The 20,451-nt window shown below is 70.7% G+C and carries 22 protein-coding genes and 1 tRNA gene; 16 read left to right on the top strand and 7 right to left on the bottom strand.

Annotated elements, in window-relative coordinates:
• The first annotated feature begins 15 nt into the window (after positions 1–15).
• The 3 genes from AC3ANN_RS12995 (at position 16) to AC3ANN_RS12985 (ending at position 2,556) form a co-directional block, all read left to right on the top strand.
• A complete protein-coding gene (locus AC3ANN_RS12995; protein ID WP_488337817.1) occupies positions 16–1,146 on the top strand; it encodes an LLM class flavin-dependent oxidoreductase in 1,131 nt (376 codons plus the stop codon).
• Between the two features lie 28 nt (positions 1,147–1,174).
• The gene (locus AC3ANN_RS12990) at positions 1,175–1,933 is read left to right on the top strand and encodes a DUF1684 domain-containing protein (protein WP_488337816.1); all 759 of its coding nucleotides are present in this window, start codon (positions 1,175–1,177) and stop codon (positions 1,931–1,933) included.
• 143 nt (positions 1,934–2,076) lie between these two features.
• Positions 2,077–2,556, top strand: a complete 480-nt coding sequence (locus AC3ANN_RS12985) for a flavin reductase family protein (protein WP_488340836.1) — start codon at positions 2,077–2,079, stop codon at positions 2,554–2,556.
• Positions 2,557–2,571: 15 nt separating this feature from the next.
• On the opposite strand, the gene AC3ANN_RS12980 is transcribed toward AC3ANN_RS12985, so the two are convergent.
• Positions 2,572–2,784 carry a hypothetical protein gene (locus AC3ANN_RS12980; RefSeq protein ID WP_488337815.1) on the bottom strand — a complete coding sequence of 71 codons (213 nt, stop codon included), beginning with the start codon at positions 2,782–2,784 and terminating at the stop codon, positions 2,572–2,574.
• A gap of 108 nt (positions 2,785–2,892) precedes the next feature.
• On the bottom strand, positions 2,893–3,633 hold the full coding sequence (locus AC3ANN_RS12975; protein WP_488337814.1) for an alpha/beta fold hydrolase: 741 nt from the start codon (positions 3,631–3,633) through the stop codon (positions 2,893–2,895).
• A gap of 214 nt (positions 3,634–3,847) precedes the next feature.
• Between AC3ANN_RS12975 and AC3ANN_RS12970 the strand changes: the two genes are divergently transcribed.
• The 6 genes from AC3ANN_RS12970 (at position 3,848) to AC3ANN_RS12945 (ending at position 8,866) form a co-directional block, all read left to right on the top strand.
• Positions 3,848–4,642 carry an SDR family oxidoreductase gene (locus tag AC3ANN_RS12970; protein WP_488337813.1) on the top strand — a complete coding sequence of 265 codons (795 nt, stop codon included), beginning with the start codon at positions 3,848–3,850 and terminating at the stop codon, positions 4,640–4,642.
• Between the two features lie 26 nt (positions 4,643–4,668).
• Positions 4,669–5,574 carry an RNA polymerase sigma-70 factor gene (locus tag AC3ANN_RS12965; protein WP_488337812.1) on the top strand — a complete coding sequence of 302 codons (906 nt, stop codon included), beginning with the start codon at positions 4,669–4,671 and terminating at the stop codon, positions 5,572–5,574.
• 143 nt (positions 5,575–5,717) lie between these two features.
• Complete coding sequence (locus tag AC3ANN_RS12960) at positions 5,718–5,987, top strand: hypothetical protein (protein ID WP_488337811.1); 270 nt, start codon at positions 5,718–5,720, stop codon at positions 5,985–5,987.
• 108 nt (positions 5,988–6,095) lie between these two features.
• Entirely contained in the window at positions 6,096–6,854 is a 759-nt protein-coding gene (locus tag AC3ANN_RS12955; protein WP_488337810.1) for an SDR family oxidoreductase, read from the top strand.
• Positions 6,855–6,971: 117 nt separating this feature from the next.
• On the top strand, positions 6,972–7,922 hold the full coding sequence (locus tag AC3ANN_RS12950; protein ID WP_488337809.1) for an alpha/beta hydrolase: 951 nt from the start codon (positions 6,972–6,974) through the stop codon (positions 7,920–7,922).
• A gap of 14 nt (positions 7,923–7,936) precedes the next feature.
• Complete coding sequence (locus AC3ANN_RS12945) at positions 7,937–8,866, top strand: alpha/beta fold hydrolase (RefSeq protein WP_488337808.1); 930 nt, start codon at positions 7,937–7,939, stop codon at positions 8,864–8,866.
• A 53-nt stretch (positions 8,867–8,919) separates the two neighbouring features.
• Here the strand turns inward: AC3ANN_RS12945 and AC3ANN_RS12940 are convergent.
• Positions 8,920–8,992: transfer RNA gene (locus AC3ANN_RS12940), tRNA-Met, on the bottom strand.
• Between the two features lie 80 nt (positions 8,993–9,072).
• The gene (locus tag AC3ANN_RS12935; RefSeq protein ID WP_488337807.1) at positions 9,073–9,567 is read right to left on the bottom strand and encodes a heme-degrading domain-containing protein; all 495 of its coding nucleotides are present in this window, start codon (positions 9,565–9,567) and stop codon (positions 9,073–9,075) included.
• A gap of 164 nt (positions 9,568–9,731) precedes the next feature.
• Here AC3ANN_RS12935 and AC3ANN_RS12930 point away from each other — a divergent pair, with 164 nt between their 5' ends.
• The 3 genes from AC3ANN_RS12930 to AC3ANN_RS12920 all read left to right on the top strand — a co-directional run bounded on the left by AC3ANN_RS12930 (position 9,732) and on the right by AC3ANN_RS12920 (position 13,488).
• Complete coding sequence (locus AC3ANN_RS12930) at positions 9,732–11,123, top strand: AAA family ATPase (protein ID WP_488337806.1); 1,392 nt, start codon at positions 9,732–9,734, stop codon at positions 11,121–11,123.
• Between the two features lie 24 nt (positions 11,124–11,147).
• Positions 11,148–13,190, top strand: a complete 2,043-nt coding sequence (locus tag AC3ANN_RS12925) for a vWA domain-containing protein (protein WP_488337805.1) — start codon at positions 11,148–11,150, stop codon at positions 13,188–13,190.
• 157 nt (positions 13,191–13,347) lie between these two features.
• Positions 13,348–13,488, top strand: coding sequence for a hypothetical protein (locus AC3ANN_RS12920; RefSeq protein WP_488337804.1), 141 nt, complete (start codon positions 13,348–13,350; stop codon positions 13,486–13,488).
• Positions 13,489–13,524: 36 nt separating this feature from the next.
• Here AC3ANN_RS12920 and AC3ANN_RS12915 read toward each other — a convergent pair whose 3' ends face one another.
• Entirely contained in the window at positions 13,525–14,370 is an 846-nt protein-coding gene (locus tag AC3ANN_RS12915) for a helix-turn-helix transcriptional regulator (protein ID WP_488337803.1), read from the bottom strand.
• 65 nt (positions 14,371–14,435) lie between these two features.
• On the bottom strand, positions 14,436–15,374 hold the full coding sequence (locus AC3ANN_RS12910; protein WP_488337802.1) for an SDR family oxidoreductase: 939 nt from the start codon (positions 15,372–15,374) through the stop codon (positions 14,436–14,438).
• 196 nt (positions 15,375–15,570) lie between these two features.
• Here AC3ANN_RS12910 and AC3ANN_RS12905 point away from each other — a divergent pair, with 196 nt between their 5' ends.
• The gene (locus AC3ANN_RS12905) at positions 15,571–16,131 is read left to right on the top strand and encodes a hypothetical protein (protein WP_488337801.1); all 561 of its coding nucleotides are present in this window, start codon (positions 15,571–15,573) and stop codon (positions 16,129–16,131) included.
• 104 nt (positions 16,132–16,235) lie between these two features.
• A complete protein-coding gene (locus tag AC3ANN_RS12900) occupies positions 16,236–17,222 on the top strand; it encodes a diacylglycerol/lipid kinase family protein (RefSeq protein WP_488337800.1) in 987 nt (328 codons plus the stop codon).
• An 82-nt stretch (positions 17,223–17,304) separates the two neighbouring features.
• Here the strand turns inward: AC3ANN_RS12900 and AC3ANN_RS12895 are convergent, their stop codons facing one another.
• On the bottom strand, positions 17,305–18,321 hold the full coding sequence (locus tag AC3ANN_RS12895; RefSeq protein ID WP_488337799.1) for a helix-turn-helix transcriptional regulator: 1,017 nt from the start codon (positions 18,319–18,321) through the stop codon (positions 17,305–17,307).
• A 61-nt stretch (positions 18,322–18,382) separates the two neighbouring features.
• Between AC3ANN_RS12895 and AC3ANN_RS12890 the strand changes: the two genes are divergently transcribed.
• Together AC3ANN_RS12890 and AC3ANN_RS12885 are read left to right on the top strand one after the other, a co-directional pair.
• Entirely contained in the window at positions 18,383–19,489 is a 1,107-nt protein-coding gene (locus AC3ANN_RS12890; RefSeq protein WP_488337798.1) for an ATP-binding cassette domain-containing protein, read from the top strand.
• Complete coding sequence (locus tag AC3ANN_RS12885; RefSeq protein ID WP_488337797.1) at positions 19,486–20,280, top strand: ABC transporter permease; 795 nt, start codon at positions 19,486–19,488, stop codon at positions 20,278–20,280. The genes AC3ANN_RS12890 and AC3ANN_RS12885 overlap by 4 nt, the downstream gene beginning before the upstream one ends.
• Positions 20,281–20,451 lie beyond the last annotated feature (171 nt).

The following is a 20,451-nucleotide window of genomic DNA, read 5'->3' as shown; positions in this document are numbered from 1 at the left end:
GACAAGGAGTTCGCCATGACCCGTCCGCTCCCGCGCACGCACCAGCCCGCCCCCGACGGCAACGGACAGCTGCGCCTCGGATTCCTCACCCACCTCGACCACACCGACGATCTCGACGTCGTCTACGCCGAGAACCTGGAGCTGATCCAGGCGCTCGAGGGCCTCGGCTACGACAGCGCGTGGGTCGCGACGCGCCACTTCCACTCGGGATGGGCGAACCTGCCGAGTCCGTTCGCGTTCTACGGCGCCGCCGCGGCGCTCACCTCGACGATCACGCTCGGCACCGCGGTCGTGCCGATCATCGTCGATGACCCGGTGCGACTCGCTGAGGAGGTGTCGGTGCTCGATCACCTCTCGCGCGGGCGTCTGCAGCTCGGGCTCGGCAAGGGCGTGCCGTCGACCGGGTACCACGTGTTCGCGCGGTGGGGGAACGAGCGCGACAACGACTACCTGAGCAAGGTCGAGCAGCTGCACTGGGCGCTCCAGGGCTCGCAGGTGCCGGACTCGGACGCGACGATCCACCCGCCGAACCACGACCTCCGAGGCCGGATCTACCATGGCACGTCGACGTGGTCGACGATCCGCCGCGCCGCGCAGCTGGGCGACGGCTTCATCCTCGAGCGCTTCGGACACGGTGACGAGCGCACACCCGCGAACCGCGGCGTGTTCCTCAAGCGGCAGGCCGACTCGATCCTCGAATACCGGTCGGAGTTCGCGCGGACGTGGGGCGCGCAGCGCACGCCCCACGTCGTGCTGTCGCGCAGCGCGTGGCCGGCCGAGACGACCGAGATCGCGCTCGCCGAGGTCGCCGACGCCACGCGCGTGTGGAACACGCTCGCGCGCCAGGTCGGGCGTCTGCCCGAGGGGCTTTCGCCGGCCGAGGAGCTGATCTCCGACAACGTCGTGTGGGGCACGGTCGACGACATCGTCGCCGACCTGACCGCCGATCCGTCGTTCGGCCTGTCGGACGAGCTGGTGCTCGGCCTGCATCCTGGCCGATACACGCTGCCGCAGGCGGTCGAGAAGGCGCGCGTCCTCATCGAGGACGCCTATCCACTGCTCGATGCGGAATGGCGCCGTGCCCGCGCGACGTTGACCGAACGTGTCGCCGAGCACGACGCGCAGCGCGCCACCGTCACCGCCTGACCGGCCGACCCCTCGGAGAGGAATCCCGATGACCACCACGCAGACCGCCGCCACCGACGTCGCCCGCCGCGAGGCCCGCTGGCGCCTGGTGTCGGGCGAGCACGGCATCGCCGCGCTCCGCCGCACGCACTGGCTCGATGCGCGACCGCGGCGCTACGACGATGCGCCGGGCGCATGGGCCGCGGAAGGCGGACGCGTCGTCGGCCGCGATCTCCGCGCCGACGCGCCCGACGCGCCCGTCGACGAGGTCGCCCTCGCACCCGGCGAGCAGGTCGACGTCGGCCGCCTGCGTCTGAAGGCGATCGACCGTGACGGCGCGCTCGCCCTGCGCGTGTTCGACCCCGAGAATCCCGGACGTACCCGGCTGCGCGGCATCCGTTCCTTCCCGCCGAGCGATTCGTGGATCTTCACCGGCGCGTTCCGCCCGGCGGCCGACGGCGAGACGCGGATCGTCCGCAGCGTCGACGGCTACGAACGCGAGGAGCCCGCCGTGGGCACGGTCGCGATCGAGATCGACGGAGCACCCGTGGAACTGACGGTGTCGCGCGGCGGCAGCGGCTTGAGCGCGGTGGTGGCCGACGCCACGAGCGGCGTCGACGCCTACCGGTTCCGGTTCCTGCCGATCGACCTTCCCGACGACAGCGGCACGGTCACGGTCGACTTCAATCGCGCCTACCTCCCGCCGTGCGCCTTCAGCGACCAATACGTCTGCCCGCTGCCGCCGGCGGGCAACCGTCTCGGAGTGCGCATCGAGGCGGGGGAGCAGATCACGGAGCTGGTCGAGTGACGACGGCATCCGATGGCACGCTCGGGCTCGCGCGCGACCTGACGAGCTTCGACGCGGTTGCCGAGCCCGGGTCCCTTCGGTCGCCGAGCTCCGGGGTCGGGCCCGGGTTCACCGGCTCGGTCACGCCGGAGGACTTCAAAGCGCTGTTCCGTGGCCACCCCGGCGGTGTCGCGGTCATCACGGCCGACGCCGGCGACGGTCCCGTCGCGCTCACGGCGACCTCGGTGTCGTCGGTGAGCGCCGATCCGCCGCTGCTCGTCTTCTCGATCTCGGCGCAGTCGTCGGCGGCGCCCACGCTGTCGCAGGCGGAGACCGTCGTCGTGCATCTGCTCGACGCGCGCGACCTCGACCTCGCCCGCCTCGGCGCGACGAGCGGCGTCGATCGGTTCGCCGACACCGACCGCTGGGGGCGCCTCGTGAGCGGCGAGCCCGTCTACCGCGGCGTACGGGCCTGGGTGCGCTGCGCGGTGATCGGCCGCATGGATGCCGGTGGCTCGACCGTGATCGCCGCTCACGCGCTCACGTCCTACATCGAACGCGGCGGGGAGGACGGATCGGGCGACGCGCTGGTCTACCTCAGCCGCAGCTGGCACCGCCTCGGCGAGGAGACGAGGCTGGAATAGCGGCGTGACGTCGGGCTATCCACGGGCGCGGCTGCGGCGCACGGCGAGGACGATCCCGATGACGGTCAGCACCAGGCCGACCACGAGGACGATCGGGCCGATCGTCGCCCACGTCGGGGAGCCGCTCATGACCGAGCCCGGCAGGACGTTGAAGCCCTGGAGGGTCCACACCAGCCCCACGAGGATCAGGAGCACCCCGGGGACGAGCAACAGCCAGATTCGCGCCACGGCCACACTCTAGGGCCGGACGGAGGGTGGCGGAAGGGATGCGCGTCGCGCGCGGAGCTGGCGCGGCGCCCCCGAGACCGGACCGTATCGGGGGCGCCGCGGGTCGGATCACGCGGCGTCGGCGACGCTCGCGAGGTAGGCCTTGCCGGCCTCGGCGATGACGGCGGCGACCGCGTCGGGCTGAGACACGGCGACGGCGTGCGAGGCGCCGGCGATCTCGTGCGTGCCGCGCGAGCCAGCACGCTCCGCCCCGGCGCGCTGGACCGCCGCGGGGATGTTGCGGTCCTCCTCGGCGATGACGTGGAAGGAGGGGATGTCCTTCCACGCCGGGCGCTGCGTCGAGAGGCCCTCCGACAGCGCGGCCTCGGTGACCGGCCGCTGCGTCGCGGCCATGAGGGTCGTGACGTCCTCGGGCACGTCCGCCGCGAACTGGGCGTGGAACGCCTCGGGACGGATGACGAGCTCGTTGCCGCCGGTCGCGAGCGGGTACGCGTCGAGCGCGGCGCCGAGCGTGCTGCCGGGGGCGCTCGCCGAGAGGCTGAGGGCGCTCTCGCCGGTGTCGGGGGTGAAGGCGGCCACGTAGACCAGGCCGACGACGGCGGGGTTCTCGGCCGCGGCCTCGGTGATGACCAGGCCGCCGTACGAGTGGCCGACGAGGATGACGGGCCCGTCGACGGCCGCGATGACGTCGCGCACGTAGGCGGCGTCGGTGCGGAGGCTGCGCAGCGGGTTGGCGGCGGCGATCGCGCGCACACCGTGCTCCTGCAGGCGGAGGATCACGCCGTTCCAGGAGGAGGACTCGGCGAAGGCGCCGTGGACGAGGACGATGGTGGGCTTCTGGGTGGTCATGATCGTTCCTTCCGAGACTGTCGAGCAGGGCCGGGATCGGTCGAGCGGGGGAGACGTTCCCTTGCCAGGAAGACAGGGCAGCCGGCCCGGGTGTGACCGCCGGCCCGGAATTCGAGGACTTCTCGGGAACCTGTCACATCTGGGCGCGGCATCCGGTCATCACTGATGAGCCCGTGCGCGCCCGCGCGCGGAAACGGCGACGAGAGGGATCGACATGAGAATCGCTGTCATCGGAGGAACCGGCCTCATCGGCACGCGCGTGGTCGCGCGGCTGCGGGAGACCGGCCATGACGTGGTCGTCGCCGCGCGGGCCACCGGCGTGAACTCGTACACCGGGGAAGGGCTCGAACAGGCGCTCGAAGGCGTCGAGACCGTGGTCGACACGTCGAACTCGTCGTACCTCGACGAGGAGGCCGCGCGCGAGTTCTTCTACGGCTCGACGATGAACCTGCTCACCTACGGCGATGCGGCCGGCGTCCGCCACCACGTGGCGCTCTCGGTCGTCGGCACCGACCGCCTCGCGCAGTCCGAGGGCGGCTATTTCCAGGCCAAGGCCGCCCAGGAGCGCTTGATCGTCGGCTCCGGCCGGCAGTACTCGATCGTGCACGCCACGCAGTTCTTCGAGTTCGTCCGCAGCATCACCGATGCCGCACTGCGCAGCCGCACGGCTCACGTCGCCGACGCGCTCGTGCAGCCGATCGCCGCCGACGATGTCGCGGCCGCGGTCACGCGCACCGCGCTCGGGCGCCCGACCAATTCGATCGTCGAGTACGCCGGCCCCGAGATCTTCGAGCTGCGGGAGCTGGCCAGGCGGGAGCTGATGTGGACCAGCGACGAACGCGAGGTGGTCGCCGACCCGCTCGCCACCTACTTCGGAGCGCGGCTCGACCGCTGGGAGCTGCTGCCCGGCCCGGACGCGATCCTCGCCTCCACGACATTCCACGAGTGGCGGCTGCAGGCCCCCGATACCTCCGGTCTGGTCACGCAGACCTCCGCGGGCGTACGCTGAGCGCGGCGACGGGCGTGAGAGGCAGCATGGGATCGAGTTCGGCATCCGCAGCCGACGCGGGCGACCTGGACGCGGCCGTCGACGTCTTCGAACAGCATCGCCGGCGGATCTTCGGTATCGCGTACCGCATGCTCGGCACCGTCTCGGATGCCGAAGACATCGTGCAGGAGACCTGGATCCGGTGGCAGAACACCGACCGCGACGACATCATCGAACCCGCCGCCTTTCTCGCGACGATCGCGACGCGGCTGTCGATCAACGCGACGCAGTCCGCGCGCGCTCGCCGCGAGACCTACATCGGGCCGTGGCTTCCCGAGCCGGTGAATACGGATGCCGATCCCGCGCTGGGCGCGGAGCGCGGTGAGGCCCTGCAGTTCGCGATCCTGCTGACGCTCGAGAAGCTCACCCCCACCGAGCGCGCGGCGTACATCCTGCGCGAAGCCCTCGACTACCCGTACGAGCGCATCGCCGAGGTCATCGGCGCGACGGTCGCGAGCGCGCGTCAGCTGGTGAGCCGGGCCCGTAAGCACCTGGCGTCGGCGAAGCGCGCCCAGGTGGCGGCATCCGAGCATCGTCGTCTGCTCGAGGCGTTCCTCACCGCGGCGCAGAAGGGCGACGTGACGGCGCTGGAGGAACTCTTCGCCGACGATGTCGTGAGCTACACCGACGGCAACGGGGTCAAACTCGCGGCGCGCATACCGGTCGCGGGCCGCAGCCGCGTGGCGAAGTTCATCGCCGCGTTCGCGAGCCACTTCTGGATCGGCAAGACGATCGAATGGGTCGAGCTCAACGGGCGGCCCGCCGCGGCGATCCTCTCCGACGGAGAGGTGACGACGACCCTCGCGCTCACGATGTCGGAGGACGGGATCGGCCAAGTGCTCTGGACGATGAGCCCCGACAAGCTGGGGCATGCCGCCCCGGCCGGGGCATGAGCCGCCGTCGGGCGACATGGCTGAAGTTTCTGCGAACCAGAACGACTTCCCTTGCCGCCGACCATGAACGCGCGGCCCGAGCGCTGATCGTCGCGACCGCGACGGCAGATGCCGCAGAGCTCGGTCGCCTGCTCCATCCAGACGTGAGCGCCACCGTCGACGGCGGCGGTCGGGTGCCGGCCCCCGACGCGCCGCTGCGCGGCTGCGGAGCCGTCGGCCGCTACCTGCTCGAAGTGCTGGGCGACGACGAGATCGACGCGGTCGTCGAGTCGGTGAACGGGATGCCGGGCATCGTGCTCCGTCGCGACGGCGCTGTCGTCGGGGTGCTCGTGCTGGACGTGCGGGCGTCGCGGGTGCGCGAGGCGTGGATGATCTCCAACCCCGACAAGCTCTCGAGCTGGAACCGGGGCTGAAACGCGCGGTCGCGGCATCCGGAATCCGCCGATCCGTCACAACGAGGCGATGCGCCCTGTCGTAACTGGTGAGCGTCCCTCCCACGCTCGTGACACGAAAGGCACATCATGGCAAAGATCATCGTCATCGGCGGCACCGGCCTCATCGGCTCGAAGGTCGTCGCGAAGCTCACCGCGCACGGCCACGAGGCGATCGCCGCGTCGCCGAACTCGGGTGTGAACACGGTCACCGGCGAGGGGCTGAAGGACGTGCTGCAGGGTGCGGATGTCGTCGTCGACGTGTCGAACTCGCCCTCGTTCGAGCCGGACGCCGTCATGGAGTTCTTCACGACCGCGACCAGCAACATCATCGCCGCCGAGCGCGAGGCCGGCGTCGGCCACCACGTCGCGCTGACGGTGGTGGGCACGAACCGCCCGCAGGACATCGCGTACTTCCACGGCAAGGCCGCGCAGGAGAAGCTGATCCGCGAGTCGGGCATCCCCTACTCGCTCGTGCACGCCACGCAGTTCTTCGAGTTCATCACCAGCATCGCCGCGGTGTCGGCCAAGAACGAGGCGATCCACCTTTCGCCGGGCCTCATGCAGCCGATCGCCGCCGAGGATGTCGCGACCGCGGTCGCGCGCACCGCGGCCGGCGCGCCGCTGAACGCCGACATCGAGATCGCCGGCCCGGAGGTCATGGGCCTCGACGAGCTCGTGCGCCGTGGTCTCGCGTTCCGCGGCGACCCGCGCGAGGTCGTCACCGATCCCGAGGCGCCCTACTTCGGCGCGCGCATCGACGAGCGCACCCTCATGCCGGTCGACGGCGTGCAGGTCTTCGAGACCAAGCTCGAGGAGTGGCTGCCCGCCAACCCGCCGCGCGGCTGACCGTTGCTCCGCTTCGACGGGCTCAGCGATCGGTGTCCGGTCCTTGAGCCTGTCGAAGGGCCGCCCGTTCGCACAGCACCACCACCACCACTGCACCACCATCTGAAAGGAAGAGCCATGATCGACCACGTTCTGGAACCGGATGCGCAGGCCTTCGCCGATGCGACCTCCACGCCGCCGTTCCTCGCCGACCTGGGCGTCGAGGGCGCGCGAAAGCTGCTCGACGACGTGCAGGCGGCGCCGATCGACAAGCCCGACGTCGACGACGAGTGGATCACCGTCCCCGCCCAGGTCGGCGACGTCCGCGTGCGGATCGTCAAGCCGGTCGGGGCCGAGGGGTCGCTGCCCACGATCCTCTACGTGCACGGCGGCGGCTGGGTGCTCGGCAACGCCGGCACCCACGACCGGCTCGTGCGCGACCTCGTCACGGGAACCGGCGCCGCGCTCGTCTTCGTCGAGTACGACCGCTCGCCCGAGGCGAAGCATCCGGTCGCCATCGAGCAGGCGTACGCGACCGCCCGCTGGATCATGGACGACGGCGAGTCGAAGGGCCTCGACGCCTCGCGGCTCGCTGTCGCCGGCGACTCGGTGGGCGGCAACATGGCGGCGGTGCTTGCGATCCTCGCCAAGAAGCGCGGCGATGTGTCGTTCATCCACCAGTCGCTGTTCTACCCGGTCACCGACGCTGGGCAGGACACCCCGAGCTACCGCGAGTTCGCGGAGGGCTTCCACCTGCGCGCCGACGCCATGGCCTGGTTCTGGGACTGCTACCTGCCCGACCTCCACGCCCGCAAGGACGTCACGGCCTCTCCGCTGCAGGCCCCGATCGACGAGCTCGTCGGGCTGCCCGAGACGCTGCTGATCGTGGACGAGAACGACGTGCTGCGCGACGAGGGCGAAGAGTACGGCCGCAAGCTCATCCAGGCCGGCGTGCGCACGACCCTGGTGCGCTACGACGCCACGATCCACGACTTCATGATGCTGAACCCGCTGGCATCGTCGGCGGCCACGACCGCCGCGATCGAGCAGGCCGTGCACGTGCTGCGCAAGGCGTTCGGCACCGCCTGATCGGCGGCCTCACCATGATCGCCACCAACCCGACCCTTCGCCGCGTCGACGCCGGCGAGCTGTCGGTCGCCTACTACGACCTGGGCGACGCGACGGGGGAGCCCGTCGTGCTGCTGCACGGCTTTCCGTACGACGTCCACAGCTACACGGACGTCGCCCCGCAGCTCGTCGAGGCGGGATTCCGCGTGCTCGTCCCGTACCTGCGCGGCCACGGACCGACCCGCTTCCTCGACGAGCACAGCGATCGGTCGGGGCAGCAGGCGGCGCTCGGCGCCGACCTGCTCGCCTTCCTCGACGCGCTCGACCTCGACGAGCCGGTGCTCGCAGGGTACGACTGGGGCGGGCGGGCGGCGTGCGTGGTCGCGGCACTGTGGCCGGATCGGGTCTCGGGGCTCGTCTCGGTGAACGGATACCTCATCCAAGACATCGCGGCAGCCCAGAACCCGATCCGGCCCGACCTCGAGGCCGGCTTCTGGTACTTCTGGTACTTCGCCACCGAGCGGGGCCGGCAGGGCCTGGAGCTGAATCGTCGCGAGATCGCCGAGGTGATCTGGCGGCGCAACTCGCCCGAGTGGGTGTTCGGCGACGACGACCTCGCCCGCGCCGCGCGCTCGTTCGACAACCCCGACTACGTGGACGTCGTCATCCACTCCTACCGCCACCGGCTGGGGCTTGCTCCGGGGTCGCCCCGGTACGAGGAGCTCGAACAGCGGCTCGCCGCGGGGCCTGAGATCAGGGTGCCGACGATCACGTTGGACGGGACGGCTGACGGCAACTTCCCGGCCACGGATGGTTCGCAGCACGCGCACCTGTTCACCGGGCCGCGTGAGCACCGGCAGGTGGCAGGGGCGGGGCATCATCTGCCCGCTGAGGCGCCGCATGCGTTCGCGCAGGCGATCTTCGACGTGGCCGAGCCGCCGGGGGATGGGGCGGGGACTCCTTGAGCTAGTAGAGGGCTAGCTACTCTGATCAGTCATTTTGACTGCACCAGAAGTCGACGCGACGGCGGGAGTCGAACCCGCAACGCAGCCGGGTATGAGCCGGTGCCCGGGACCGCCCGGATCGCCGCGATGCGTCTCGATGAACTCGAGGACGGCTCCACCGTAGCCCCGTCATCCGAGGAGCGGTATATGCGTGAACTCGCGTTTCGCTATGAGACCCCGCGTGTCGCGTCCTCGCGCCAGGCGCGGAGGTGCTCCACGACGAATGCGTGGTCGGCGGCCTGCGGCAGACCCGAGACGCCGACGGTGCCGACGACGCCGACGCCCTCGATCGTGATCGGGAAGACGCCGCCGTGCGCGGCGAACAGCGTCGGGTCGAGGCGGGCGCTGGTGTCGAAGTCCTTGCCGGCCGCGCGGAACGACAGGCCCACCCCGAACGACGACCGGCCGTAGCGGCGGGCGACGCGGGTCTTGCGGTCGAGCCAGCCGTCATTGTCGGCGCTCGAACCGGGCAGCGCGGTGTGGAACACCCGCGCCTCGCCGAGCGTGATGCCGATCACGATCGGCAGACCCGCGGCCGCCGCGGCCTCGCGCATGCGGGTCCCGAGAGTCCAGGCATCCGTCACGTCGAAGCGGGGGAGGACGAGCTCGGCCTCCTCGGCCTCGACACGGGCCAGGAGAGCGTCGGCGTCGGAGTCGGTCACGAGAGTTCACGATAGTCGGGGCCGCGAGGCACACGCGCCAGCGGATCACGCGTGCGGCTCTCAGGTCCTGCTTTCGGCCGATAGCCATCTCCGCGCAGCCATCACGCAGAGGGAATTTGCCGGATCCCGCCCTCGCCCCTGCGCAGGCGGCGTAGCCTCCCGGCATGACGCCATCGCCTTCCGGAATCACGACGACCGGTCAGTTGCGCGCATCGGGTCACACCTACCGACCGGTGCGCGTCGAGCTGCGCGAGAACCTGCTCGCGGCGCTCGCCGAGGGGCGCGACCCGTGGCCCGGCATCCACGGCTTCGACACGACCGTCATCCCGCAGCTCGAGCGGGCCATCCTCGCCGGCCACGACATCGTGCTGCTCGGGGAGCGCGGGCAGGGCAAGACGCGTCTCCTCCGCAGTCTCAGCGGACTGCTCGACGAGTGGTCGCCGGTCATCGAGGGGTCGGAGCTCGGCGAGCATCCGTTCCACCCGATCGCCCCGGCATCCATCCGCCGTGCCGGCGAGCTGGGCGACGACCTGCCCATCGTGTGGCGACACCGCAGCGAACGGTACGCGGAGAAACTCGCAACCCCCGACACGTCGGTGGCCGACCTCATCGGCGACGTCGACCCGATCAAGGTCGCCGAGGGTCGCTCGCTCGGCGATCCCGAGACGATCCACTACGGGCTCGTGCCGCGCAGCAACGGCGGGATCGTCGCGATCAACGAGCTGCCCGACCTCGCCGAGCGCATCCAGGTGTCGCTGCTGAACGTCATGGAGGAACGCGACATCCAGATCCGCGGCTACGTGCTGCGCCTCGACCTCGACGTGCTCGTCGTCGCCACCGCGAATCCCGAGGACTACACCAACCGCGGACGCATCATCACGCCGCTGCAGGACCGCTTCGGCGCCGAGATCCGCACGCATTACCCCCACACGATCGACGAAGAGATCGCCGTCATCCGGCAGGAGGCCGACCTGGTCGCGGAGGTTCCGGCGCACCTGCTCGAGATCCTCGCGCGGTTCACCCGCAATCTTCGGGAATCGGATGCCGTCGACCAGCGTGCGGGCGTCTCGGCGAGGTTCGCGATCGCCGGCGCCGAGACCATCGCCGCCGCGGCCCTGCATCGCGCGACGCGCCAGCACGAGGAGGTCGCCGTCGCCCGCCCGGTGGATCTCGAGACCGCTGTCGACGTGCTCGGCGGCAAGATCGAGTTCGAGACGGGGGAGGAGGGGCGAGAGCGCGCCATCCTGGAGCACCTGCTGCGCACAGCGGTCGCCGAGACCGCCCGCGCGCACCTGCGCGGACTCGACTCGCGCGCGCTCGCCGAGGCGCTCCACGACGGCGCGACCGTCATGACCGGCGAACAGGTGACCGCGGCCGACGTGCTCGCGGCGATGCCGGTGCTCGGCGAGTCCGAGCTCTACGACCAGGTCGCCGACCGGCTCGAGGCCGTGACGCCGGGGGAGCGTGCCGGCGCGCTCGAGCTGCTCCTGGAGTCGCTCTACCTCGAGAAGCGCATCGGCAAAGACAGCGCCGGCGGTGAGACCGTCTATGGCTGACCTGTCGGGAGGAGGCATCCTGTAATGCCCCGCTCCTTCCATCGCACCCCCGCGCACACCGCGCGCTATGGCCGGTACACCGGCGGTGACCCGCTCGCGCCGCCTGTCGAGGTGCAGTCCGCGCTCGAGGCCATCGGGCACGACGTCATGTCGGGAACGTCGGCCGAGCGCGCGATGCGCGAGTATCTGCGCCGCGGCGACCGCGACCGCGAGGGGCTCGACGATCTCGCCCGCCGGGTGCGGGAGCGCCGCGCCGAGCTGGTGAGCCGGCACCGGCTCGACGGCACGCTCGAAGAGGTGCGCAAGCTCCTCGACCGCGCCGTGCTCGAGGAGCGCAAGCACCTGGTGCGCGACGTCCAGCTCGACGACGACACGCGCGCCTTCGCAGAGATGCGCCTCGAGAACCTGCCGGCCTCGACCGCCGCGGCTGTCAACGACCTCGCCGACTACGACTGGCAGAGTCCGAGCGCGCGGGCCGACTACGACCGCATCCGCGAGCTGCTCGGGCGGGAGCTGCTCGACCAGCGGTTCGCGGGCATGAAGGACGCACTCGAGAACGCGACGGATGCCGACCGCCAGGCGATCCGCGACATGCTCGACGATCTGAACGACCTGCTCGAGAAGCGCCGGCTCGGCGACGACACGCAGGAGGACTTCGACGAGTTCATGCGCAAGCACGGGGATCAGTTCCCCGAGAACCCGCAGAACCTCGATGAGCTGATGGATGCCTTGGCCCAGCGTTCCGCGGCCGCTCAGCGCATGCTCAACTCCATGACGCCGGAACAGCGCGATGAGCTCATGAGCCTGGCCGCGCAGGCGTTCGGCTCGCCCGACCTCATGCAGTCGCTGTCGCGCCTCGACGACAATCTGCGCTCACTTCGGCCGGGCGAGGACTGGACGGGTTCGGCATCCTTCTCCGGCGATGAGCCGGCGGGTCTCGGCGAGGCGACCGGCATCATGCAGGATCTCTCCGACCTCGACGCGCTGACCGATCAGCTCAGCCAGACGTACGCGGGTGCGCGGATGGACGACATCGACCTCGACGCGCTCGAGCGGCTGATCGGCGAGGATGCCGCGGTCAGCGCCCGCGCGCTGCGCGAGCTCGAGCAGCAGCTGCGCGACACCGGGATGCTGCAGCGGGCGTCCGACGGGCAGCTCCGGCTCACCCCGCGGGCGATGCGACAGCTCGGGCGGGCGCTCCTGCGAGACATCGCGACGCGGCAGTCCGGTCGCACGGGCCGTCGCGACACGCGCAACGTCGGGGCCGCCGGCGACCGCACCGGCGCGACGCGGGAGTGGGCGTTCGGCGACACCGAGCCGTGGGACATCCCCCGCACGGTCTCGAACGCTGTGCTGCGGACCGTGCTCGACGGGGGTGACGCCTCTGCCGGCGTGCGCCTCGACACCCGCGACGTCGAGGTGGTCGAGACCGAGCAGCGCACGCGGGCCGCGGTCGCGCTTCTCGTCGACACGTCGTTCTCGATGGCGTTGGACGGCCGGTGGGTTCCCATGAAGCGCACGGCGCTGGCCCTGCACCACCTCATCTCGACGCGTTTCCGCGGTGACAGCCTGCAGCTGATCGACTTCGCCCGACGTGCCGAGGTGGTCGACATCGAACAGCTCACCGCGAAGGACGCGGTGTGGGACAAGGGCACGAACCTGCAGCACGCGCTGCTGCTCGCGCAGCGGCATTTCCGCCGCAACCCCACCGCCCAGCCGGTGCTGCTGATCGTCACGGACGGCGAGCCCACGGCGCACCTGCGCCCCGACGGGCACGTGTTCTTCGCGTACCCGCCGGATCCGTGGACGGTCGCCGCCACGGTGCGCGAGCTCGACACGGTGCACCGGCTCGGCGCGCAGACGACGTTCTTCCGGCTGGGGGACGACCCGGGGCTGGCGCGGTTCATCGACGCGCTCGCACGACGGGCGGGCGGGCATGTGGTGGCTCCGGAGCTCGACGACCTGGGCCGCGCCGTGGTCGACAGCTACCTCGGGGCGCGGCACACCGGGCGCGGTTCGCCGGAGGACTTCGGCGACATGCTGCGCGGGCGGAGCTGGTGGTGGTAGCGAAGCGGCGTTGACGCCTCCGTCGCGATCGCAGCGATCGGATGCCGCCGCCCCCACGCGTGCGGACTTCTCGAGGCGCATCTGTCAAGCCCCGAACGGCGTGGCCGTGCCGCGGGTATCCCTCTGTCAGGGAGTTCGATCTCCTGGGGAGGCCCCGATGCGCATGTTGATCTCGAAGATCCGCGCTGCCGCGGCCGCCCTGCTCGGCCGCACGAGCAGGCGACCCCGACGCAGCACCTGGAAGGCGTCGCTCGCCGATGATCGACGTCGGCGCTGGCATCAGTACCCGCAGCCCTGAAGCGATCCGAACCGGAGGGAACGCCACCGGCCGTGTTCAGCGTCCGGCGGCGATCTCCTGCGTGCCGATGACCGAGAGCAGCTGCAGCCGCTCGTAGCTCGGGGTGCCCGGCGTCGCGGTGAGCACGAGGAGGGTCTGACCCTGTTCGGGGTCGATGAGGAACTGGCACTGCATGTCCATGACACCGACCTCGGGGTGCTGCAGGCGTTTCTCGCGCTCATGCGTCGAGCGCACCTCATGGTGTGCCCACAGTTCGGCGAACTCCGGGCTCTCCTGCAGCAGTGCGGACACCATCGCCTCCGCGCGCGAGTCCGCTCCGAACTTCGCGTAGACGGTGCGGATATCTGCGGCGAACGCCCGTGAGTGCATCGAGTGATCCTCGGTCGGGTACACGTGGCGCGCCGCCGGATCGACGAACCAGCGGTAGCCGACGCTGCGCATGAAGCCCTCGAAACGCGTCTCGTCGCCGAACAGCGCACGGGCGGCCGAGGTCTGGGCGAGCGTCTCGCCGAGCTCGGACATCACCTGCGCGGGCGTGTCGGCCAGGCGGTCGAGAATGCGCATGAGGCCGGGCGAGACGTGCTCGTTCCGCAGGGCGCGCGTCGGTGCCGAGTGACCGGCGAGCCGGAACAGGTGGTCGCGCTCGTCGAGCGTCAGTCGCAGACCGCGCGCGATCGCGGCCAGCATCTGCTCCGACGGCTGCGGGCCGCGGGCCTGTTCGAGCCGGCTGTAGTAGTCGGTGGACATGTCGCAGAGCGCGGCCACCTCCTCACGCCGAAGGCCCGCCGCGCGGCGCCGGGGACCGCGGCGGAGTCCGACGTCTTCGGGCTGCAGCGCTTCGCGGCGGCGACGGAGGAAGTCGGCCAGCTGGGCTCTGTCCATCCACTGAGTCTGCGGCATCCGTCATTGCCCAACCAGGGACTGCAGATCCCCCGTTGGAGCGGCGCTCACGCGTCGACCCGCACGCCGGTGAGCCGCTCAGAGAGCTCCCACACGCGTCGGGCATCCGCTTCGCTCCGCAGTCGCGAGTACACCGGCTGCTCTGCCGGGAGCCCGCTCAGGTGGCGGAAGCCCTTCGGCCCGTACAGCCGGCCGCCGCGGGCATCGGGGCTCGTGGCCGCGTACACCGCCGACAGTGCCGCCGACGAGGGAGTGCCGACGAGGATGCCGCGCCGCGACATCGCCCGGATGAGCTTCACCGCCGTCGTGTCGGTGGGCCTGCCCATTCCCGGCTGCGCGGCGAGCAGGTTCGTCGGCGTGATGCCCGGATGGGAGAGGGTGCTGCGGATGCCCCATCCCGCGGCATCCGACCGTCGCTGCAGCTCCCTCGCGAACAGTCCGAATGCGATCTTCGACGAGCTGTACGCCTTCATCGCGTCGTAGCCGCGCGCCCAGTTCGGGTCCTCCCAATTGACCGCGCCCTGATCGGCGGCCACGCTCACCTGGCTGGTGACGCGTGCCTTCGCCTCGATGAGGAGAGGGAGAGCCTGCGCGACGAGTGCGAAGTGGCCGAGATGATTCGTCCCGAGCTGCAGCTCGAATCCGTCTCGGGTGACCTGGCGGGTCGGCGGGGTCATCACGCCGGCGTTCGCGATGAGCACGTCGATCGGACGGCCCTCGGTGCGCAGCTCGGCGGCGAGGGCCGCGACCGAATCGAGCGACGCGAGGTCGAGGGAGAGGACGCGGATGCCGGCGGCCGGGGTCCGCTGCCGGATCCGGGCGGCAGCGGCCTCGCCCTTCTGCGGACTGCGGACGGGCATGAGGATGTCGGCGCCGGCGCGCGCGAGACGCGCGGCGATCTCGAGGCCGACGCCGTCGCTCGCGCCGGTGACGAGGGCGAGCTTGCCGGAGAGGTCGGGAACATTGATGTCGAGGGACTTAGGCATGAGGGGGCGGCTCCTGTGTCGGTTGCTGCTTCTCATGCTGGGCCGCGGCTCGACGCGGATTCAGGGCGCGGTTATCCGCGGACCGGCGGTCCCTGTCGAGGTCCGATGCAGAGGGCCGGTCTGCGAGATCGGAATCCCTCGGGCAGGCCGTGTCTGAACCTGTGAGGCGTACATCTTGCCGGCGTAGCGTTCAGACATGGAGACACAGACACGAACGGGCGGCATGGATGCCGCTGCGCTGGGCCTTGGATCGGTGCTGGTGGGTTCGTTGCCTGCTGCGCTGCTGACAGACCATGACCCGAACCGCTACACGGTGGAGGCGGTCTTCACCCGTCGCCCCGAACGGGATGAGGTGACACAGATCGTGGGGGATGAGACCCGCGATGTCGTCGCGGGGGCGGGCTACCCGACCGTCGAACTGACGGTCTCGGATCGTCGCCTCGAGATCGCGAACACGAATCTTGAAGAGCTGCGGGATGGACTTGCGAACCTGCTCGCGATGAGACTGGCCGATATCAGCGCGGGAGTCCGAGCCCGGCGGAAAGCAGCGGCCGGCGTGTTCGAGGACGCCGCAGCGAGCGAGCAGGTCCGGGCGGCGGCCGTCGCGGCTCTGGCGGAGTCGGTGACATTTCAGGTCCCCTCAGTGGGTGCCGAGGCCGGAAACTCGCCCGATCAGGCAGCCGGCGTCACGTCCGACCGTGCTCAGATCAGCAACTGGACGGATGAAGGCGGTCGCGGAGGTGCAGGACGTCAGTGACGGCAGCAAGCGAGCGTCGTGAGCGTGCGCGGGCGGTTCGCGAGACCTGCAGAGTTCTTCCGCGCAGCGGTCGGGCTCCTCGGCGGGGTCGCCACAATCGATAGATGACCGCGCCCGAACCACAGAGCAGACAGCCCGTGCACGCGGCCGTTGTCTGGAACCCGGTCAAGCCCCTGCCCGACCGCGTCCGCGCGGCCATCGCCGAACAGGAAGGCCGCAACGGGTGGGGCCAGACGCGGTGGTACGAGACGCGCAGCGATGATCTCGGCAGGTCGGCCGCACAGCAGGCCTGCCGCGAACAGCCGGCGGTGGTGATCGTCGCGGGCGGAGATGGCACGGTGCGTGCTGTGGCCGAGGTGATGCGCGATACCGGGATTCCGATCGCGCTGCTCCCCTCAGGCACCGGCAACCTCCTCGCCCGCGACATCGGCACACCACTGAACGACACCGACGCCTGTATCGCGGCGGCGTTCACCGGGGCCACTCGGCAGGTCGACGTCGGCGTCGTCGACCTCGAGGACGAAGACGGCGCGCGGCGCACCCATGTCTTCGTGGTGATGGCCGGCATCGGCCTGGACGCTGAGATGGCGGTGAACACGAGCGCCATCGCGAAGGAGCGTGTCGGTTGGCTCGCCTACGTGACGCCGATCGCTCGATCGATCCTCGCGAATCGACTCTTCCATCTCAACTACCGGGTCGACGACGGACCGATCAGATCCGCGCGAGCACATACGGTCATCGTCGGCAACTGCGGAACCCTCACGGGGAACATGCTCCTGTTGCCTGGCGCGGTGGTCGACGACGGCCTTCTCGACGTCGTCATGATGCGTCCGCGAGGGCGCTTCGGCTGGGCCCACATCGGAACACGCCTCACCCTGCAGGGCATCGCCCGTCGGTCTCGGCTCAGTCGCCGGATCCTCCGCCGCTCCCCGGCCACGCAGTCGCTGGCGTACGTGCAGGGAAGACATTTCGAAGGGCGCTTCGATACACCCCACGTCGTCCAACTCGACGGCGACAGCTTCGGTCACGTGACTCGCGTGCGAATCCGAGTCAGCCCGGGTGCGCTGCAGATCCGCAGCGCCGCGGGCTAGAGGGCATCGCTCCGCGCGGCAGTGCGCGTCGCCACGTGCCGCAGGCCACGTGACCCGCAACGGCCGCGGTCCCCGGCATCCGTCAGTCCCGAAGCTGATGACCCCGCGTGCTCTCGGGCCGCGAGGGCGGCGGCGGGGCATCCAGCGCTCGCAGCATGCGCTCGAGCACCTCGCGCAGCTCGTCCCGAGCGGGTGACGCGAGGTCGGTCGTGTACTCGACGCCCGCGGGAATCCACGAGAACCCGTACATCGTCTCGCGGAAGTCCGCGCCGCCCACGCCCCACCGGGTGTGCGTGTCGTCTTCGGCGGACGCGCCCTGACCCCACTGGCCGAAGTAGTCGCGCATGGCGTCGAACGGCATCTCCATCACGGCATCCGCTTCCACAGCCTGTCGCACCCACGACCGCGCCACGAAGATGAACTCCTCGATCTCTTCCGGCGTCAGCGGCTTCGGCTCGAACAGCACGCGCGTGTGCTCGACATCGGCCAGCCGGTCCACGCGGAAGGTGCGCCAGTCGTCCTTGTCGAGGTCCCAGCACAGCAGGTACCAGTGGCGGTCGGCGGGGGCGAGCGCATGCGGTTCGACCCTCCGCCGCGTCACCTCGCCCGAGGCGGCCGTGTACACGAACCGCACGCGCTCGTGGTCGCGGCACGCGAGCGCCAGCTCACCGAGCACGTCGCTCGACACCGCCGCGCCCGCATTCAGCCCGGCGGGCTGCACCGTCTCGGCGAGCGCCTTGACGCGGCGGCGCAGCGGCGCGGGCAGCACCTGCTCGAGCTTCGCGAGCGCGGTGATGGTCGTCTCGGGTCCCGAGACGAGGCGCTGGGATGCCGCGACCCGCAGCCCGATCGCCATCGCCACCGCCTCTTCGTCGGTGAGCAGCAGGGGAGGCACGGCGCTGCCGGCCTCGAGGCGGTAGCCGCCGGCGGCGCCGGGCGTGGACTCGATGCGGTAGCCCAGGTCGCGCAGACGCTCCACATCGCGGCGCACGGTGCGCTCGGTGACGCCCATGCGGCTGGCGAGCTCCGACCCCGGCCAGTGCCGATGGGTCTGCAGCAGATTGAGCAGAGACAGCGCTCGAGTGGTCGTGTCGGACATGATTCAAGATTGCCCTAGATCGCGGACCGAATGTGTCCGCATTGCTTTCTAGCCTCGAGTCATGACGAACGAACCGATCATCGAGGCGCAGGGCTTGACCAAGCGCTTCAGCGTCAAGAAGAAGACCGTCGAGGCGGTCACCGACCTCACGTTCCAGGTCGCACGCGGCGAACTCGTCGCGTTCCTGGGACCCAACGGCGCAGGCAAGTCGACCAGCCTGCGCATGCTCACCACCCTCATTCCGCCGACATCGGGCACGGCGAAGGTCGTCGGGTTCGACATTCTGAAGCGACCCGCCGACGTGCGAGCCCGCATCGGATACGTCGGCCAGCTGACGAGCGGCAGCTTCGCGCAGCGTGCCCGCGACGAGCTGCTCAGCCAGGGCGCGTTCTACGGCATGTCGAAGGCGGCTTCGCGCACGCGGGCGGATGAGCTGATCGAGTCGCTCGACCTCTCGGGCTTCGCGAACCGCTCGGTGCAGCAGCTGTCGGGAGGGCAGAAGCGCCGGCTCGACGTGGCGCTCGGGCTCATGCACGCGCCGCCGCTCATCTTCCTCGACGAGCCGTCGACCGGCCTCGATCCGCAGAGCCGCGCCAACCTGTGGCAGCACATCATCGACCTGCGCACGCAGTACGGCACCACGGTGTTCCTCACGACGCACTACCTCGAAGAGGCCGACCGCTACGCCGAGCGCGTCATGGTCATGGACAAGGGACGCGTGATCGCCGACGACACCGCGACGCGGCTCAAGGCGAACCTCGCGGGCGACCTGCTCACCTTCGGGTTCGACACGACGACGGATGCCGAGGCCGCCGTCGCCGTGATCCAGCGGCTGACGGATCGCGAGGTGCGACTGGGCGAGGCTGGGCCCACGCGCCCGGAGGCTCCGGGCGACGCGCCAGCGGCGCCTGGAGGGGGCATGGGGACCGTCGTGCTCACCGCCCCCGAGGGCGACGCGCTGCTGCCCGCCGCCGTGCGCGCGCTCGACGCGGCGGGCCTGAACGTGCGCACCGCCACGGGCGTGCCGCCCACCCTCGACGACGTGTTCCTCGCGCTCACCGGACGCACCCTGCGCGAGGCCGGCGAGGGCGAGCCGGTCGAAGAGGAGACAGAGACGAACACGGATGCCTCGGCCGAGGCATCCGTCATGGAAGGAGCCCAGCGATGACCGCCGTGCAGAACACCCGTCCCGACACCGCGGTGCGGGCGAACCCGGCGCGCGACACGTGGAACGTGCTCGCGCGCGAGCTGAAGCCGGTCGTGCGCGATCCCTTCACGCTCATCTTCAGCCTCGTGCAGCCGCTCGTGTTCCTCGGGCTGTTCGCGCCGCTGCTGGTCGGCTCGTCGGGTCAGCCGGTGGGGGAGACCCTGCAGTGGTTCGTGCCGGGCGTGCTCGTGATGATCGTGCTCTTCGGCACCGGCGCGACCGGGTCGAACCTGCAGTACGAGATGATGACGGGCTCGCACGAACGCACGCTCGTCGCGCCGCTCGCCCGCTCGTCGCTGCTGGTCGGACGCGCGCTGAAGGAGATCGTGCCGATCGTCGTGCAGGCGCTCATCATCGTGCTGATCGCGTGGCCGTTCGGCTTCTCGATCAACGTGCCCGGGCTCGTGGTGGGGCTCGCGCTGCTCGCCGTGTTCGGCGTCGGCCTCGGATCGCTGTCGTACACGCTCGCGCTCAAGACCAAGGACCGCGAGTGGCTGTTCTGGGGCGTGCAGCAGACGCTGATCTTCCCGCTGCTGATCCTGTCGGGCATGCTGCTGCCGCTCGACGAGGGTCCGGCGTGGATGCAGGCGGTCGCGACGGTGAACCCGATCAACTGGGTCGTCCAGGCCGAGCGGGCGCTCATCGCCGGCGACCTCGGTGACATCGCGGTGCTGTGGGGCTGGATCGCCGCCCTCGTGCTGGCGCTGCTCGGCCTGTGGGCCGGCATCCGCGCGATGCGCAAGAGCAGCTGAGCCGGAGACGAAACCCCCCGGACCCGCGTGCGACGTCGCGCAGGAAGTCCGGCCTTCCGCAGGACGGATGCCTCGGCATCCGTCCTGCGGAACGTGATCTCTCCTGCGGAGCGCTCGCGGCGGCGCAGGGTGCCGCACCGGCGGTCAACGTCAGCAGTGGAGGGCGCCTAG

It is taken from the genome of Microbacterium sp. STRO-2N (assembly GCF_057747775.1).
This window is presented reverse-complemented; position numbering and strand designations above follow the sequence as displayed.